Origin of the sequence: Duganella sp. 1411, assembly GCF_017833525.1 — a bacterium.
Taxonomy (GTDB): domain Bacteria; phylum Pseudomonadota; class Gammaproteobacteria; order Burkholderiales; family Burkholderiaceae_D; genus Rugamonas.
In genome coordinates this window covers 1727833-1744477 of record NZ_JAFICD010000001.1, presented here as the reverse complement: position 1 = coordinate 1744477, position 16645 = coordinate 1727833, and the positions used below count along the sequence as shown (strand labels likewise).

The following is a 16645-nucleotide window of genomic DNA, read 5'->3' as shown; positions in this document are numbered from 1 at the left end:
CCTACCCCGCTATCAGCATTGCCCGATACTCCCACGGTAAGTTCCTTGGTATTATTATTTTGTAATCTATGTTTCTTTGGGTTACGTCTCGATATACTAACCAAGGATACAAATGTCGATTCGCACGTGGCGCCGTCATGCGTAATCTGGCGAGGCGCTGCCGGCGCCGGCTGGCGCTGTGGGCGCTCACCGTCCGCGACAGCTTTGTGCTGCTGCTGCCGCTGACCTTCCTTGGCGTGACGGCGACGCTGCTCGCCAATGCTCCGTTCGCGGCGGTGCAACGCGTGCTGGCGGCCCTCTTGGGCGATGGATGGCGCGACATCATGGACGCTGTCGTCAACGCGACCTACGGCGTGTTCGGGCTGGCGCTGGCGGTGGTGGTCGGCATCCGGCTGGCGCGCCGCCTCGGCGCCGGCCCGTCCGACGAGACGCTGCCCGAGGTCTCGGTCGGCATGGCCGCGCTGGTCAACTTCATGCTGTGCCTGACGATCGGCAACGCCCCTGCGCTGACCGGCATGGGCCGCGACTCCATGCTGCTGGGCCTGCTGGTCGGACTGGCCACGCCCGAGTTGCTGCGTCCGCTGACGAGGATCTTCGGGGTCAAGCCCGACCACGACTGCGATCCGACGTTTTACGCCGCCATCCGCATGACGCCGCCGTTGGTCGTCCTCGGCATCGGCGTCATATTGGGTGTCGAGGCCGCCAAGACCCTGCCGGCGCCCGGGGTGCGCTGGCTGGCGGCGCTGCCGCCGACGGTCCATGGCTGGATCGACGCCGACTGGTCGCTTTGCACGGCGGCGGTGGTGGCCAGCCATCTGCTGTGGTTCGTCGGCATACACGGCAACATGGTGCTGGAGCAGCAGGCGCAGGCGTTGTTCGGCGCCGGCGGCGCCGCCTATAATCCGGTGCTGGGGTGGCACCCGCTGCTGGGCACTTTCGGCATGATCGGCGGCGCCGGCGCCACGCTGGGCCTGACGCTGGCGCTGTTCATCGTCGCGCGCGAGGGGCCGTTCCGGCGTTTGGCCGCCGTGTCGGTGCTGCCGTCGCTGTTCAATATCAACGAGCTGCTGATCTTCGGGCTGCCGATCGCGCTCAACCCGCTGTTCCTGTGGCCCTTCGTGCTGGCGCCGCTGGTCATGACGCTGATCGCGCTGACCGCCGTCCACGCCGGGCTGCTGCCGCTGCTCGACGTGCAGGTGCCGTGGACCACGCCGCCGCTGCTGTCGGGCTATCTGCTCACCGGCAGCTGGCGCGGCCCGGCGCTGCAGGTGCTCGGCCTGCTGGTCAGCACGCTGATCTACCTGCCGTTCGTGCGCCGCGCCGAGGCCCGCCGCGTGCGCGCGCAAAGCGCCGCCTTCCACGCCACGGTCAACGCCATCGCCACCGAGGGGCGGCCGCAGACGCAGTCGGTGCCGCTCCATGGCGAGCTGGGACTGGTGGCCCGCGGCCTGCTGGCCGCGCTCACGCGCGACCTCGGCACCGCCGCGTTGACGCTGGCGTTCCAGCCCAAGCACGATCATCGCGGCGTGGCCGTCGGCGTCGAGGCGCTGCTGCGCTGGCGCCACGCGCGCCATGGCGCGGTGCGCGCCGATGTCGCCGTCACCTTGGCCGAGGAGGGCGGCGTGATCCGCGCGCTGGGCGCCTGGGTGATGGAGGAGGCGTGCGCGCGCAAGGCGCAGTGGAACGCGCTCGGGCTGTCGCATATCACGATGGCGATCAACGTCTCGCCGCTGCAGCTCGACGACCCGCTGCTGCCGGCGCTGCTGGCGCGCTGCCTGGAGCGCTACGGCCTGACGCCGGGCGAGATCGAACTGGAGATCACCGAGAGCCAGGCCATCCCGGTGCGCCAGGTGGTGGACCAGAACCTGGCGCTGATCGTCGCCATGGGCGTGTCGCTGGCGATGGACGATTTCGGCATGGGCTATTCGTCGCTGCTGCACATGCGGCGCTTTTCGATCCACTCGCTCAAGATCGACGGCTCGCTCACGCGCGACGTGCTCACCAATCCGATCAGCCGCGACATCATCCACACCATCGCCACGCTGGGGCGCACGCGGCAGGTGGAGGTGGTGGCCGAGTTCGTCGAGACCGCCGAGCAGCGCGACACGCTGGCGGCGCTGGGCTGCGGCGTTTTCCAGGGCTATTTGTACAGCGCGCCATTGCCGGCCGCCGCCTGCGCCGAGTACCTGCTGGGCGCGGGCGCGGGCGCGGCGGCCAGCCGCAGGGAAAGCGGCCTTATATCGTGATGATGCCGCGCTTGAGGGCGATCGTGACCGCGTGGGTGCGGTCGTTGGCGGCCAGTTTGGCCAGCACGTTTTTCATGTGGGCCTTAACGGTTTCCTCGGAAATCGACAGGTGTTCGGCGATGCGCCGGTTCGAATTGCCGCCGGCGGCGTGATTGAGCACCTCCATCTCGCGCGGACTGAGCGGCCCCTGGCCCATGTGCTGCGCCAGTTCCATCGCGATTTCCGGCGGAATGCGGCGCTGGCCCATGTGCACGCCGCGCACCGTGTCGAGCAATTCGCGCCGCAGCGTGCTCTTGAGCAGGAAGCCGCTGGCGCCGCCCTGCACGGCGCGCAGGATCTGGGCGTCGCCCTTGTAGGTGGTCAGCATGATGATGCGCGCGCCGCCGTGCTCGCGGCGGATGTGCTGCAGCGCCGTCACGCCGCACATCTCGGGCATGGCGATGTCCATGATGGTCACGTCCGGGCGCAGCGCGTCGTAGCGTTCGACCGCTTCGCGGCCGTTGTTGGCCTCGCCGACCAGGCGCATGTCGTCTTGGCTGGAGATGGCCTCGCCGAGGCCGGCGCGCAGCAGCGGATGGTCGTCGACGACCAGGACGGTGATGGGGCGGGGTGCGGTGCTCGGTTCCATGTCGTAGGGATGCGATCTTCCAAAAACAGGAATGTCTAGGGATTTGGGCGATGTCGCCCAAGGCTTGCGATTGTGGTGTGCAATGCAACACAAAGTATGCACTTTAGCAAAAAATGGCACAATAGCCGTTCCGGCAAATGCATTTTGCGCTTTCCGCAAAGGGGCCGGCCTGGGGAGAAATGGATGATCGATGCCTTGCATTGCCTGATCGCGGTGGTGGAACAGCGCAGCCTGTCGCGCGCGGCGGTGCAGCTGGAGATGGCGGTGTCGTCGGTGTCGCGCAAGCTCGACGCGCTGGAGGCGCAGCTGGGCGCGCGGCTGCTGGTGCGCAGCTCGCGCCACGTGGTGCTGACCGACGCCGGCGAACGCTTTTTGCCGCGCGCGCGCAATATCCTGGCCGAGCTGGCCGAAGGGCAGGCGGCCGTGCAGGAGACCGAAAGCGAGCCGCGCGGCCTGCTGACCGTCACCGCGCCGGCCGGCTTCGGCCGGCTGCACGTGGCGCCGGCCATCGCGACGTTTTTGCGGCGCTATCCGCGCCTGCAGGTGGATTTGCACGTCAGCGACAATGTCGTCGACCTGGCCTCGCGCCGGGTCGACGTGGCGGTGCGCGCCGGCGTGCTGCCCGACGGCGATCTGGTGGCGACCCGGTTGGCGCCGCAAAACCGCGTGGTCAGCGCCAGTCCGGCGTATCTGGCGCGGCATGGCTGGCCGGCCACGCCGGAGGATTTGCTCAATCATCAGTGTCTGTCGATGGTGGGCAAGTCGCCGCGCGCGTGGTGGCGCTTCGACGGCGTCAATCACAACCAGCCGCTGGATGTGAAAAGCGCGCTGCGCTGCGACGATACCGATACCTTGATGCACGCGGCGATCGCCGGGGCGGGGCTGGTGCATCTGGCTAACTGGATGGTCAGCGAGGCGATCGTGGCGGGCAAGCTGGTGCCGGTGTTTCCGATGGCGCCGCTGTCACGGGGCGCGGCGGCGGCCCGGCACGATCCGGCCGAATCGGCGGTGCACGCGGTGCATATGCCGGGGCGCTCGAATCAGGCCAAGTCGCACCTGCTGATTAATCATTTGCGGGAGTATTTCGGCGATCCGCCGTATTGGGATGTGGCCATGGAGGCGGCCGGGGTGGCGAGGCCCGTGCCGTTGGGTGATTGATTGTTGACGTCAAACCCGCAGGGCTGATCCGGGACTCGGCGTCCCCGTCGACCCGCGGGGTCCGACCCCGGGCATGCCGCCGTGCGGGTTCAAGCGTGCCGCGTTGGCGTGATTAATTCCACTCGTCGCCGCCACCGCCGCTGTCGCCGCCACCCGAATCGTCCCAGCCGCCGCTGACGCCAAAGTCGTTGCCGCCCATGTCGTCGCCTTGCACGATGTTGCTGCGCGATGGGTCGTCGTACACGATGTCGTTGCGTCCCTGGTCGTTGGCCGCGTTGCCGCCGTTGTCATGCCCGCCCGTGAACTGGCGCGCGATCGCTTCGCCGGCCACCAGGCCCGCGCCCAGCGCCGCGCCGGTGGCGAGGCCGCCCATGATGCGCGAACCCATGCCGTTACCCTGCGGCTGCTGGCCGTAGCCGGGACCATAACCCTGCTGCGGATAGCCGCCGCCGGGAGGATAGCCCGGTGGCGTGCCGCCCGGGTTGAAGCCCTGGTTGCCCTGGTTGTAGCCGCCGCCCAGGCCGCCCTGCTGTTGCTGGCGGCGCGACATGAAGCGCGAGGCGATGAAGATGAAGCCCACCAGCAGGCCGCCCATCAGCAGGATCGTGCCCCAGGGGATGCCGCCGCCCGCGCCGCTGCTCGTGCCGGCGCCGGCGCCGTTGGCGTAGCCGCCGTTGTTATAGCTGGTCCGGTCGGCCGCCGGCTTTTGCTGCGAATAGTTGGCCTTGGGCTTGGCTTCGCCCTGGGCCAGCACGGCGCGCAGCTTGCTCACGGCCGCGGGATCGACCTTGGGCAGGCCCGGCGACAGTTTTTCCGCCGTGGCGAGCGACTTTTGCGCAGCCGCGAACTTGCCTTGCTTGGCCAGCAGTTCGGCTTCGACAAAGTGCGCTTTGGCGCTGTTCGGGTGCTCCTTGAGCACTTGGTCCATCATCGTCTGCGCCTCGTCGAACTTGCCCGCCTCGGCGGCGACGTAGACTTCGTGGATGGTGGGAGCAGCCGCAAAGACCGGGGCCGCCAGCGCCATCGCGCCGGCCAGCAGGGTGATGCTTGCTAAGGATTTTGCCTTCATGGTCGATCTCCAGTTGGAACTACTCTGATAATGATGGCAGTTTAGGCCATTTTCAAGGGGACGGCGGTGCGCTGCGCCACAGAGCGCAGATTGGTCTCCACCGTGGCGGCGATCAGGTCGGCCGTGGCGGCCGACAAGGTCCAGCCCAGGTGGCCGTGGCCGGTGTTGTAGAAGACGCAAGGAATCTTGCCGCGGCCGACGCGCGGCATCAGGTTGGGCATCATCGGCCGCAGCCCGGCCCACGGCGTGATGTCGCGCGTGCAGACGCCGGGGAAGTGCTGCCGCACCCATTCGACCAGCGGGGCGATGCGGTCGGCGCGGATGTCGCGGTTGAAACCGTTGAATTCGGCCGTGCCGGCGACGCGGAAGCGGTCGTCGCCGAGCCGGCTGGCGACCAGCTTGGCGGCGTCGTCCTCCAGGCTGACGGTGGGCGCGGCGGCGCGGCTGGCGTCGTCGTCCAGGCGCACCGTGATCGAATAGCCCTTGACCGGGTAGACGTTGACGCGGTCGCCGACCATGGCCGCCAGCGCGCGGCTGGCGGTGCCGGCGCACACCACCACGCCGTCGTAGACGCCGATGTCGGCCACGCCGTCGCGCAGCACGGTGACGCAGGCGCCGCGCGCGTCCGCGCTCAGGCCCACCACCTGCTGGCCGAAGCGCGTTTGCACGCCGAGCCGCTGCGCCGCCTGCGCCAGCCCGGTGGTGAATTTGTGGATGTCGCCGGAGCTGTCGCTGTCGGTGTAGTGGCCGGCGTGGTACTGGCCGGCCAGGGTCGGCTCGATCGCGCGCATCTCCTCCGGGGTGACGCTGCGCCGCCGCACGCCGCCCTGCGCCAGCAGCAGCGAGACGCGCTCGCCGTGCTCGAAGTCGGCGCGGTCGCGGTAGATGTGCAGGATGCCGGCGCGTTTGAGGTCGAAGTCGATGCGCTCCTGCTCGGCCCAGCTGAACAGATGCTCGCGCGCGGCCACCGCCAGCCGGGCGATGGCGATGGTGTTGTCGCGGTAGTCCGGCATGGCGGCGATGAACTGCGCCAGCCAGGACAGCTTGTGCCAGCTCGGTTTGGGGTTCAGCAGCAGCGGCGCGTCCTTGCGCAGCATCCACTTCAAGCCTTTGGCCACGGTGGCGCGGTGGTTCCACACCTCGGCGTTGGAGGCCGACAGCTGGCCGCCGTTGGCGTACGAGGTCTCCATCGCCGGGTAGCGGTGGCGCTCGAGCAAGGTCACGCGCAGGCCGCGCCGGGCCAGCGCGTAGGCGGTGGTGACGCCGGTGATGCCGCCGCCGATGACTGCGATGGTCTTCATGGCGCGGTCCGGATCAGGCCTTTTTCAGGCCCGCGATGTAGCGGTCGATCACGGTCGGCAGCACCGTCAGCGGCACGCCGCAGCTTTGCACCAGCGCGTCGTTGAAGCCGGGCAGGTCGAAGCGCGCGCCCAGCGCCGCCTTGGCGCGTTCGCGCTGGCGCAGGATCTCGTTGTGGCCCACCTTGTAGCCGCAGGCCTGGCCCGGCGACACCGTGTAGCGGTCGATCTCGCTGGTCATCGCCTGCTCGCCGCGGCCGGTGCTCTCGACCAGGAAGCGGATCGCCTGCTCGCGCGTCCACTTCATCGCGTGCATGCCGGTGTCGACCACCAGGCGGCAGGCGCGGAACTGCTGCGCCTGCAGGTAGCCGATCTGGCTGTACGGATCGTTGACGTACAGGCCGAACTCGTCGACCAGCTGCTCGGCGTACAGCGCCCAGCCCTCGACGAAGGCGTTAAAACCCATCAGCGAGGAGATCAGCGGCAGCTCGTCGTGGTGCTCGGCCAGGTAGGCGCCTTGCCAGGCGTGGCCCGGCAAGCCCTCGTGCGCGGTCAGGGTGGCGATCTCGGACTTCGGCCACAAGGTGGTCGACTTCAGGTTGATGTAATAGATCGCCGGGCGCGAGCCGTCCAGTGAGGCGAAGTTCATGTAGCCGAGCGGCGCGCCGGCCTCGATGTCGACCGGCACGCGGCGCACCTCCAGCGGCGCCTTCAGGCTCATGTTGGAGATCTTGGGCATCAGCGCGCGCACGGCGTCGATGCGGTCGTTGCAGTAGGCGATCAGCTCGTCGCGGCCCTTGTCGTTGTCGGCGTAGAAGCGTTTCGGGTCCTTCGACAGCGACAGCAGGCGCGCGCCGACGGTGCCCTGCGTGATGCCTTGGGCCTTGAGGATGGCGTCGATGCGCGACTGCAGCATCTTGTTCTGCTCCAGGCCGATGGTGTGCACCTCGCGCGGACTCAGGTTGGTCGAGGTGCCCAGGCGCAGCGCCCACTCGTAGTAGGCCGCGCCATCGGGCAGGCGGTGCACGCCGGCGACGTCGGTGGCCTTGGCCGTGGCCTTGGTGTAGGTGGCGATCTGGCGCTCCAGCGCCGGGTAGACCTGGGTTTCGACCAACTGCGTGACGCGCGCGTTCCAGTCGCCGGCCAGGCCCAGTTTCTGGGTGCGCTCGGTCAGCGAGGTGACCAGCTTTTGCTGGGCGACGGCGGTCTTGCGGTAGTCCTGCATCTGCCCCAGCGCGGTGCGGGCGATGAAATTGGGCGGCAGGATGCCGCGGCTGGCCTGGTTGGCGATGCGGGCGCTTTCCTGGTCCAGCATGCGCGCCATGCCGGTCACGCGCTCGAGGTAGGCCTCGGCGTCGGCGGCGTTGGCGATCTGGTGCTGCGAGTGCAGGAACTCCGGCACGCGGGTCAGCGCGCCGTCCTGCTGGGTGACGGGGAAGGGCGACGTGCCGCCGTTGAAGCCGGCGGCGGCGCCGCCGTACGAGAAGCGCAAGCCCTCCAGGCCCTCGTTGGCGGCGTAGCGGATGGTGTCGTAGCGGATTTGCGCGTCGGCGCCGAGCTGGGCGCGGTCGACGCCGGACAGGCGCTTGAGCATTGATTTGACCTGGCCGGCCCAGGCGGCGTCGCCGGCGCGGCTGACGTTCTCCAGCTGCGACTTGAGGGCGGCGCGCTCGCCCTTGTCGAGCCCCAGCGCGGTGGCGGAGCTGGGCGACAGGCGCAGGATCTCCTCGGCGAAGTTGTCGAGCAGCTTGGCGAAGCCGGCGTCGGCGGCGGTCGGTGCGGCCTGGGCGCTTTGCGCCCGTGCCAGGCCCGGCAGCGCGGGCAGCACCCCCACGGCAGTGGCGGAAAGGGCGGACAGCAGCAGGTCGCGGCGGGTGAAATTCTGGGACTTGTTGCTCATGACATCCTTTTATTGTTCGTTGGTAATGCTGGCCGGGGCGCGTGGCGCGGGAATTTTTCGGCCGCGCGGCCGGCGCGACGCTGACCATAGCGCGTTGGCCGGAAAATTGTCAATGAGTATCGTGCGCAGGTTAAGGCGGATTTAATACAGGGACGGCGGTGGCGGTGACGAATTCGACGTTGAAATCGACGCTGGAACCGGCTCCGCCTCGGCCCCGAACCGCAGCTGGAAGCGGGCGACCAGTTCGCGCAGCGCGTCGAGCTCCTGGCGCGGCAGGGCCAGCGCCACGTGCATGTCCGGGCGGACCAGGTAGGCCGCGTCCTCCAGCAGGCCGGCCTGCCCGGCGGCCTCGCTCCAGGGCCAGGCGTGCAGCGGCAAATGCAACACCTGCGCGGCGGCGGCGAGCAGCGGATCGGTTTTGCCGTACACGTGCAATTGCCAGTCCAGCGAGCGCAGCGGGGCGAAATTGTCGCCGCCGTCCGCCTGCGGCACCCACGGCAGGCGGTCGCCGCCGATGATCTCGCCCGCGCGGCCACCGCTGAGCAGGCTGTCGGGATAATGGATCTGCACCTGCGACAAGGTTTTGAACAGTGTGCGGCGGGCGGCCGAGAAGCCGGTCAGCACCGGCAGCACATGCGGCACCAGCCAGTTGCGCAACAGCTGGCCGCCGGTGCCCTGCGACACCACCATCTGGAAGGCGCGGTCGGTGGTGGTGACCAGCTTGCGGGCGAACACGAGCCGCTCGGCCTGGTAGGTGTCGAGCAGCGCGCCGTGGGCGCCGGTGCGCAGTACCTGGGCCAGCTTCCACGCCAGGTTGACGGCGTCGCCGATGCCGGTGTTCATGCCCTGGCCGCCGGCCGGGCTGTGGATATGGGCCGCGTCGCCGGCCAGGAAGCAGCGGCCGACGCGGAATTGCGACGCCACCCGGTGGTGCACGCGGTAGGTGGAGAACCAGTTCAACTGCGCGACCTTGATGCCGAGCAATGGCTCCAGCACCGGGCGCACGTCCTCGAAGCTGGGCTCGGCGTGGCCGGCGGCCGGGTCGGTTTTAGGCTCGGGCATGATGCCGATCAGGCGCTGCATGCCGCGCGAGCGCACCGGCAGCATCAGCGCGAAGGTGTTGGCGCCCAGGTGGCCGACCAGGTCGACGTTGGGCGGACCGTCGGTCTTGACGTCGGCCACATAATAAAGATGGTCGTAGGTGCCGCCGCCGAAGTTGATTTGGAGCGACTCGCGCACGCGGCTACGGGCGCCGTCGCAGCCGCACAGGAAGGCCGTGCCGCAGGCGATGCGTTCGCCCCCGCGCCGCAGCACCGAGCGCACGCCCCATTCGTCCTGCGTGAACGATTCGAGCTCGGTGTTCCACTCGACCTCCACCCCGTGTGCGCGCAACTGTTCGACCAGGAACCGTTCGTGGTCGTCCTGCGGGAAAGCCAGCACGAAGGGATAGGGGCTGAGGCCGGCGCCGATGTCCTTGAAGGGCAGCTCGGCGATGTCGTGGCCTTCCTCGCGCAGGTGGATGGCCTCGATACGGATGCCGAGATCGACGACGGTGTCGCCGAAACCGAGCTGGCGGTAGAACTCGAGCGTACGCGCGTGCACGGCCATGGCGCGCGAGGCTTGGCCGGGGCCGCTGTTTTGGTCGATGATGCGCACCGTCACGCCGTGCCGCGCCAGCCGCAGGGCGAGTACCAGGCCGGTGGGTCCGGCGCCAACGATGAGAACTTGGGGAACCATCGGGCCAGTCTACCCGCGTGGGCGAATGCGGCGCGCGCAATTGGTGGCGCGGGCGGGCTGGTCGGCGTGGTGGATCGGTTATGGTCGAGGTATAATGATTGCCGGGTGTTCGTACAGCAAGGTACGACAGGACGCGCGATGGTCGGGCCGCCACGCGGCTTTATTGCGTCCAATATGAACATTATCCTTTTTGCTCCTGGCTTCTCCTCCTTACGTCATGCGCCCCTGGAGGCAGCATGATGTCCGTCGAACGCGGTCTTTCTAATACCTTCAAGCAATTCACCGAGTCGAGCAAAGCTGGCGGCATCGTGCTCATCCTGTGCACGCTTGTCTCGCTGTCGATTGCAAACTCGCCCTGGGGCGCCGCCTATCTCGGCTTCTGGCACCAGATCGTGGCGGGGCTAAGCGTTGAGCACTGGATTAACGACGCCCTTATGGCGGTGTTCTTCCTGCTCATCGGGCTGGAGCTTGAACGCGAACTGTACAGCGGCGAACTGTCCGACATGAGGAACGCGCTGTTACCGATGCTGGCTGCGGCTGGCGGCATCGCAGTGCCTGCTTTGATCCACTTCGGCATGAACGGCGGGACGCCTACCCAAGCCGGTGTTGGCGTCCCGATGGCGACGGACATTGCCTTTGCGCTCGGCGTATTGGCTTTGCTGGGCAGCCGGGTGCCAGCGTCACTGAAAATCTTCCTGACGGCGCTGGCGGTGATGGATGACTTGGGCGCAATTGTCGTGATCGCCCTGTTCTACACCACCGACCTGTCGTTCCTGTATCTGATGGGCGCGCTGGCTGTTTTCATCGCACTGATTGCAATGAACCGCCTGCTGCGCGTTATGGCGTTGTTGCCTTATCTGTTGGGCGGTGCCCTGATGTGGTTCCTGATGCTTAAATCCGGCGTGCATGCGACCATTGCGGGCGTACTGCTTGCCTTCGCGATTCCCTATTCCGCCAAGGAAGACGACGCCGCGTCGCCCTCGCATCGTCTGGAACACATCCTGCACAAGCCGGTTACCTTTTTGATCCTGCCGATCTTCGCCCTGGCCAATACCGGCATCGTCATCGGCCCGGATTGGATCGGCGAGCTCGCCAGCAGCAATAGCCTGGGCATCATCGCCGGACTGGTGCTGGGCAAGCCGGTCGGTATTGTCCTGTTCAGCTTTGTGGCGGTGACTTTGGGGTTGTGCCGGCTGCCGCTGGATCTGGCTTGGCGGCACATCCTGGGGGCGGGATTACTGGGCGGAATTGGTTTTACGATGTCGATCTTCATCACCAATCTCGCGTTCACGGGGCAAGCGGAAGTGATCAATGCGTCGAAGATGGCGATCCTCGGAGCTTCGTTGGCTGCGGGCATAGTCGGGTTTGTATGGCTGAAGCTCAGGGGTGGCCCGCTCGCGAGCGACTCGAATACGGATTCTTGCTGAATTAATAGGCGACGTCTTCCAGCCGATAGCGGAATTTTCTGCGCTCCGGCAAGTCCCATCCGGGCTCGCGGTCGGTGTTGCGCGGTGGCTGGCCTGCCGGTGACGGGGCCTGCGGCGCGGGCAAGTTTGCCGTCGATCCAACTGCCAGCGGCGGCATTGCGGTAGAGCCTGTCAGGATCGTAGCGGTTGGCGTTGCGGCTGCCGGCTTTGCCGCCGCGATCAGTTCATCGCGCAGCCGGCATGCTATTTTGAAGGTCTTGTCGCCCGGACGGCGGATGAATAAGTCCTGCCACGCATTGCGCGTCGAGCGGGCGAACGATTGCGCGAACTGGTTCGGGGACACCGCGCGGCCATTGTGGATGATCTGATCGCCTTCAACGCGAGCGTAATTGTTTTCGCCGTAGCTCCACGATTTCAACACGGTGCCTGCCGGAAGGAACAGCGATTTCCATTGATAGCCGTGCATGTCTGCAGGGTCCGCGCCCGGCGCGAATCTGGCCGGGTCTTCCAGCCAGCATTCGACGGCCTTCGTCATGGCTTCCGAAATGTCCTGCGAGCCGCCACGACGGCGCAGCTTTTCTATGAGGTGGAGCAGGGTATCGGTAGGCACCTGCACGGTCACTGTGGTATTCATTCGATTTTCTCCCCTATTTCGTTCTGCTTTGTCATATTTAGACCGGGAAGCGCGGCGATAGTTCAATCCCTGGAAAAATAGGGAAAAACAGGGCGAAAAATCGGGCTTTTGCTACAAGGAGCTGCGCGGCCCACCCCTGTGCATACTGCCAGGGGGAGCGCGATGGGGTTCCGCTCCTGAGTGGGGGACGAGGGGCGGCTGTGGGGCGTTAGCCGACGGTCGGCCCACGAAACGGGACCGGCCAAAATTTCCAGAACTACAAGCGAATAGCCCGACCGATCATTAGCCGAACGTCTGCATTCGGTCAGGCAAAGTTGGAAGCGGGGGTAGGCGCGCGGATACTTCTTTCACGATCGCTCGATGGCGGGCGCTGCCCATGCGTTACCGCTACCGTCCGGTGGCCAGGTCCCCCTAGCCGCCGGAACATTGAGTCGCAGCAACGGCGTTCGCGCCGCTGCGCTGGTCGACCTACTATGCCCCCAATTACGACATGCGCGCGCGCTTGTTGCGGCGGAGCGCCCCGGCCAACATGCCGAAGCCTAGCAAGAACATCGGCGCCATGCCAGGTTCCGGCACCACGCTCGCAGTTTGCCGCGCGATGAAGGACAGGTTATCCGCGTAGCCATCGTTGTCGCCCGCAACAAGACGCTCCATCGACAGCCAGAAAGACAGCTTGCTCGTGCCAGCAGGCATGATTCCCGAGGACTCCCGGTAGTACAGGCCCGTCTGGTTGCCGCGATCTTGCGGGGTGACGGGACCGATCGCCGCGTTTCCTATCTCATTGTTCGCCGCATCGAGAAACTGCACGAAGAACAGTGCGTTGTCGCCCTGGTCGGCCCAGCCGCCGAGCCATCCGCTCAAGGAATAGGAAGTGTTCTGCGCCGTGGGCGCGCCGAAATCCAGCGTCTGAACGCCCACCGCATACTCCCCGAAGCCGGCGAACATCTTCGTTCCGCGATCGACCGGGCCAGGCTGGGTGGGAAGCACCCAGTTGTTGCCATAGTCCACCGACTGGACCGTGTTGTAATTCGAGTAGCCGGTCCAGCCGCTCACGCCCGCCTCGGCGTCGCCGTTGACGATGAGGTTCTGACCGTAGGTGACGGCAGCTTTGCCGCTACACGCCACGGCGAACAAGGCCGCGGCAACGAGAAATCGACACTTCATGAAAAGCTCCTTGTAGAAGTTAAATGACGCGGTACTGGTCAAGCTGCGCTGCCCCGCGCATCGCCGGGTCGCTGATGGACGGCAAGCCGTTTTCCAGATGGCCGGCGAAGCGGCGCAACCAGCCCGGCAAGCCGTTCACGCGCAGGCTGTAGTCGTACCAGTTTGAACTCGATGCCAGCGGAAGCCGAACGGTGCTCCTCGAGCGTGCCACGACGCGCACTTCCAGCGGCTTGCTCGCGTAATACTTGTTGGCGGTGAGTTCGAAGGTGCATGGCTGCGCGCCATTGTTGACCAGGTCGATGAGCAGCTCGCCTGCGCTGCGGTCGGCGCGCATGCTGATCTCCGGCCAGGCGGCGTTGCCTGCGCCACGCACGTCGCCGACGATGTGGCGATGAAAGCCGTTCGGTCCCAATACCCAAAGATCGTAGGCAGCTGCGGTGTTCCAGCGGCCTTCGAGATATTTGCCAGGCTCGACCGTATAGCGGCGCGGGACCTGCTCCAATGCCAGACGATCGTACACATGAAACACCGCCCCGGCTTCGCCCAGGTTGTCGAATTTGAGCACCACCTGGCCGCCTGCGGCCGGCACCTGTGCCTGCACCTGGAGTTCGTAGGGCAGGGCGCGTGCCGGACGCACGCCGGCAGCCTGCACCGGCGCCGTCAGCGTGGCCGGCGTTGCGGGGACCTTGGTGTTTGGCAGGCTCAGCGCCATTGCGCGCCGCGCGGCCGTTTCCGGCAGCAGTTGCGTGAACCCGTTGTCGTTCGGGTTGGCGAAGTCGAAACAGGACAACAGGTTGCCGCTCACCGCACGGCGCCATGGGCTGATGAGCGGCTCGCGCACACCGAAGCGCGCCTCGATGAAACGCACCACCGAGGTGTGGTCGAAGACCTGCGAATTGACCCAGCCGCCCTTGGTCCATGGCGAGATGACATACATCGGAACGCGCGGCCCGAGCCCGTAGGGGCGGTGGTGCGTGCGTGCATCGGCGCCGTTGAGCACGTGATGGTACTCGCCGGTGGTATCGACGGTTGACGCGCCGGCGAGCTGCGACTGCGCCGGATTGCTGCCGTAACTCGTGTACGCCGGGACCGCGGGCGGTGGCATGTGGTCGAAGAAGCCGTCATTCTCGTCGAAGTTGATGAGCAGGACCGTCTTGCTCCAGCTGTCCGGATTGGCGGTCAGGGCGTCCAGCACGCGCGCGATGTAGTCGGCGCCCGACGCAGGACTCGAGGGACCCGGGTGTTCCGAGCCTTCGGCGGTCGCGACGACCCAGCTGACCTGCGGCAGGCGGTTGGCAAGCACGTCGGCCTTGAGCAGGTCGAGGTCACGCGTCGTGGTGCCGCGATCGCGCAGGGATTGCGAATAGCCCGGCCGGCGATACCACGCGTTGCGGAAAGAGCGGAAGCCCGCCAGCGAGTTATCGGTGAAGTTGTCCGCCATGTTCTGGTAAACCTGCCAGCTGATGCCCGCCGCTTCGAGACGCTCCGGATAGGTGGTCCACAAGTAGTCGGTGGACATGTCCGGATTGAAGTCGTCGCGGCTGTTGTCGGTCGACGGGCCGCCCGCAACCGCCAGGGGATCGTTGTGACCGCTGAACAGAAACAGCCGGTTGGTGTTGGTGCCGGTCTGGGTTGCGCAGTGATAGTGGTCGCAGATGGTAAAGGCGCGCGCGAGCGCGAACTGGAACGGAATGTCGGCGTCGGCGTAATAGCCCATCGCGTGGTTCTGCTTGACCGTGCACCAGTCATTCATGCGTCCGTGGTCCCACGCCAGCTGGGCGTCGAGCCAGCTATGCGGCGTCCCGGCCACGCGCATGACTGGAAAGTCCTGCACCGTGTTGAGCCGGAACGGCGCGATGGCGCTGCCATGGGGCCAGTTGGGTCGGCCGGGCACCGGCGCCCCGCCGACCGAGCGCTGCACGAAGACCGATTTGCGGCTGAAGAGATTTTGCCGGTCCATCACCGGAATCGGAAAGGGATCGCCGAATCCCCTGACCCCTTCAAGAGTGCCGAAGTAATGGTCGAAACTGCGGTTCTCCTGCGTCAGCACGACGATGTGCTCGACATCCTGCAAGCTGCGGGTGCGCTGATTGGCAGGCAGGGCCAGCGCCTTTTGGATGGACGGTGGAAAGGTCGCCAGCACGGCACTGGCGCCGGCCGACTTGCCCATTGTGCGGAGGAAGTCACGTCGGCTCATGCATGCACCTGCGTGCGTGCGAACGCGAAATAGAAAATATGCATTTGATTGATCCAGGTCGATTGTCGGGGAACACGAAAACTGAGGTCATGCGAGGCAAGAGCTTACGCACCAACTATGAAAAGTTGATGACATGTCATGCAATCGAAGCAATTTACTTATTTCGGCAATAATCCTGGGCCAGACGCCTCCGGTGGGACCGGGCGGATTTGCGCCTCCCTGGCACGGAGCGGGCGCTTCGCGTTATCATCCAGCACTTCCCCTTCATCCAGATTGACGCCCCGACCACACACCATGACCCACTCCGCCCTCCGTCGTACTTTGTTGCTGGCGCTCGCATCGACCCCATTTGCCCGCGCCAGCGCCGCCCCCATGCCGCCGGACATGCGGCTGGTCCGGCTGGAAGCGGCGTCCGGCGGCCGGCTGGGCGTGGCGGCGCTGAACACGGCCGACGGTCGCGAGCTGCTGCACCGCGCCGACGAGCGCTTCCCCTTCTGCAGCACGTTCAAGATGATGCTGTCGGCGGCGGTGCTGGCGCGCGAGCCGTCGGCGCTGCAGCAGCGCATCCGCTACGACAAGGGCGAACTGGTGGCGCATTCGCCGATCACCGGGAAAAACCTTGACGACGGCATGACCATCGAGGCCCTGTGCGCCGCCACCATCCAGTACAGCGACAACACGGCCGCCAACCTGCTGATACGCCACCTCGGCGGTCCGGAGGCGGTGACCGCCTACGCCCGCACGATCGGCGACCGGCAATTCCGCCTGGACCGCCTGGAAACCGAGCTCAACAGCGCCATCCCCGGCGACCCGCGCGACACCACCACGCCGGCGGCGATGATGGAATCGCTGCACAAGCTGGCGCTGGGCGACGCGCTGCCGCCGGCCAAGCGCGAGATCCTGACGGATTGGCTGATCGGCAACACCACCGGCGCCACCCGCATCCGTGCCGGCGTGCCGTCGAGCTGGCGGGTGGGCGACAAGACCGGCGCCGGCTCCTACGGCACGGTCAACGACATCGCCGTGCTGTGGCCGCCCGGCAAGGCGCCTATCGTGCTGGCCGTGTACCTGACGCAACCCGGCAAGGATGACGCGATCCGTCCCGAAATCCTCGGCCAGGCGGCAAAGATTGTCATCGATGCGTTCAAGGTCGGCTAAACTACGGCCCTTAACCTTAGTGGGCCCCC

At 66.6% G+C, this 16645-nt stretch carries 12 protein-coding genes; 4 read left to right on the top strand and 8 right to left on the bottom strand.

Annotated features, from left to right (window positions below):
- Positions 1–137 precede the first annotated feature (137 nt).
- A complete protein-coding gene (locus tag JOD97_RS07025) occupies positions 138–2246 on the top strand; it encodes an EAL domain-containing protein (RefSeq protein WP_209714597.1) in 2109 nt (702 codons plus the stop codon).
- Here the strand turns inward: JOD97_RS07025 and JOD97_RS07020 are convergent.
- Positions 2236–2874 carry a response regulator transcription factor gene (locus JOD97_RS07020; RefSeq protein ID WP_209714595.1) on the bottom strand — a complete coding sequence of 213 codons (639 nt, stop codon included), beginning with the start codon at positions 2872–2874 and terminating at the stop codon, positions 2236–2238. The two genes, JOD97_RS07025 and JOD97_RS07020, sit on opposite strands and share 11 nt — an antisense overlap.
- A 183-nt stretch (positions 2875–3057) precedes the next feature.
- On the opposite strand from JOD97_RS07020, the gene JOD97_RS07015 reads away from it, so the two are divergent.
- Positions 3058–4032: a LysR family transcriptional regulator gene (locus JOD97_RS07015; protein WP_209714592.1), complete on the top strand. Its 975-nt coding sequence runs from the start codon at positions 3058–3060 to the stop codon at positions 4030–4032.
- A gap of 112 nt (positions 4033–4144) precedes the next feature.
- Here JOD97_RS07015 and JOD97_RS07010 read toward each other — a convergent pair whose 3' ends face one another.
- The 4 genes from JOD97_RS07010 to JOD97_RS06995 all read right to left on the bottom strand — a co-directional run bounded on the left by JOD97_RS07010 (position 4145) and on the right by JOD97_RS06995 (position 10036).
- On the bottom strand, positions 4145–5101 hold the full coding sequence (locus tag JOD97_RS07010; protein WP_209714590.1) for a M48 family metallopeptidase: 957 nt from the start codon (positions 5099–5101) through the stop codon (positions 4145–4147).
- 41 nt (positions 5102–5142) lie between these two features.
- Complete coding sequence (locus JOD97_RS07005) at positions 5143–6402, bottom strand: D-amino acid dehydrogenase (protein WP_209714588.1); 1260 nt, start codon at positions 6400–6402, stop codon at positions 5143–5145.
- 13 nt (positions 6403–6415) lie between these two features.
- Positions 6416–8299 carry a DUF885 family protein gene (locus tag JOD97_RS07000; protein ID WP_209714586.1) on the bottom strand — a complete coding sequence of 628 codons (1884 nt, stop codon included), beginning with the start codon at positions 8297–8299 and terminating at the stop codon, positions 6416–6418.
- 141 nt (positions 8300–8440) lie between these two features.
- The gene (locus JOD97_RS06995) at positions 8441–10036 is read right to left on the bottom strand and encodes an FAD-dependent monooxygenase (protein ID WP_209714585.1); all 1596 of its coding nucleotides are present in this window, start codon (positions 10034–10036) and stop codon (positions 8441–8443) included.
- 239 nt (positions 10037–10275) lie between these two features.
- On the opposite strand from JOD97_RS06995, the gene nhaA reads away from it, so the two are divergent.
- Positions 10276–11463: a Na+/H+ antiporter NhaA gene (nhaA, locus tag JOD97_RS06990; RefSeq protein ID WP_209717291.1), complete on the top strand. Its 1188-nt coding sequence runs from the start codon at positions 10276–10278 to the stop codon at positions 11461–11463.
- A gap of 1 nt (position 11464) precedes the next feature.
- Here nhaA and JOD97_RS06985 read toward each other — a convergent pair whose 3' ends face one another.
- The 3 genes from JOD97_RS06985 to JOD97_RS06975 form a co-directional block, all read right to left on the bottom strand.
- Entirely contained in the window at positions 11465–12097 is a 633-nt protein-coding gene (locus JOD97_RS06985) for a hypothetical protein (protein ID WP_209714583.1), read from the bottom strand.
- A 483-nt stretch (positions 12098–12580) separates the two neighbouring features.
- Positions 12581–13303 (bottom strand): PEP-CTERM sorting domain-containing protein, encoded by a 723-nt coding sequence (locus tag JOD97_RS06980; protein WP_229264212.1) that lies wholly within the window; start codon positions 13301–13303, stop codon positions 12581–12583.
- The gene (locus tag JOD97_RS06975) at positions 13281–15458 is read right to left on the bottom strand and encodes a phosphocholine-specific phospholipase C (RefSeq protein WP_209714580.1); all 2178 of its coding nucleotides are present in this window, start codon (positions 15456–15458) and stop codon (positions 13281–13283) included. The genes JOD97_RS06980 and JOD97_RS06975 overlap by 23 nt, the downstream gene beginning before the upstream one ends.
- 294 nt (positions 15459–15752) lie before the next feature.
- Here JOD97_RS06975 and bla point away from each other — a divergent pair, with 294 nt between their 5' ends.
- The gene (gene bla / locus JOD97_RS06970; RefSeq protein ID WP_209714578.1) at positions 15753–16616 is read left to right on the top strand and encodes a class A beta-lactamase; all 864 of its coding nucleotides are present in this window, start codon (positions 15753–15755) and stop codon (positions 16614–16616) included.
- Positions 16617–16645: the final 29 nt, after the last annotated feature.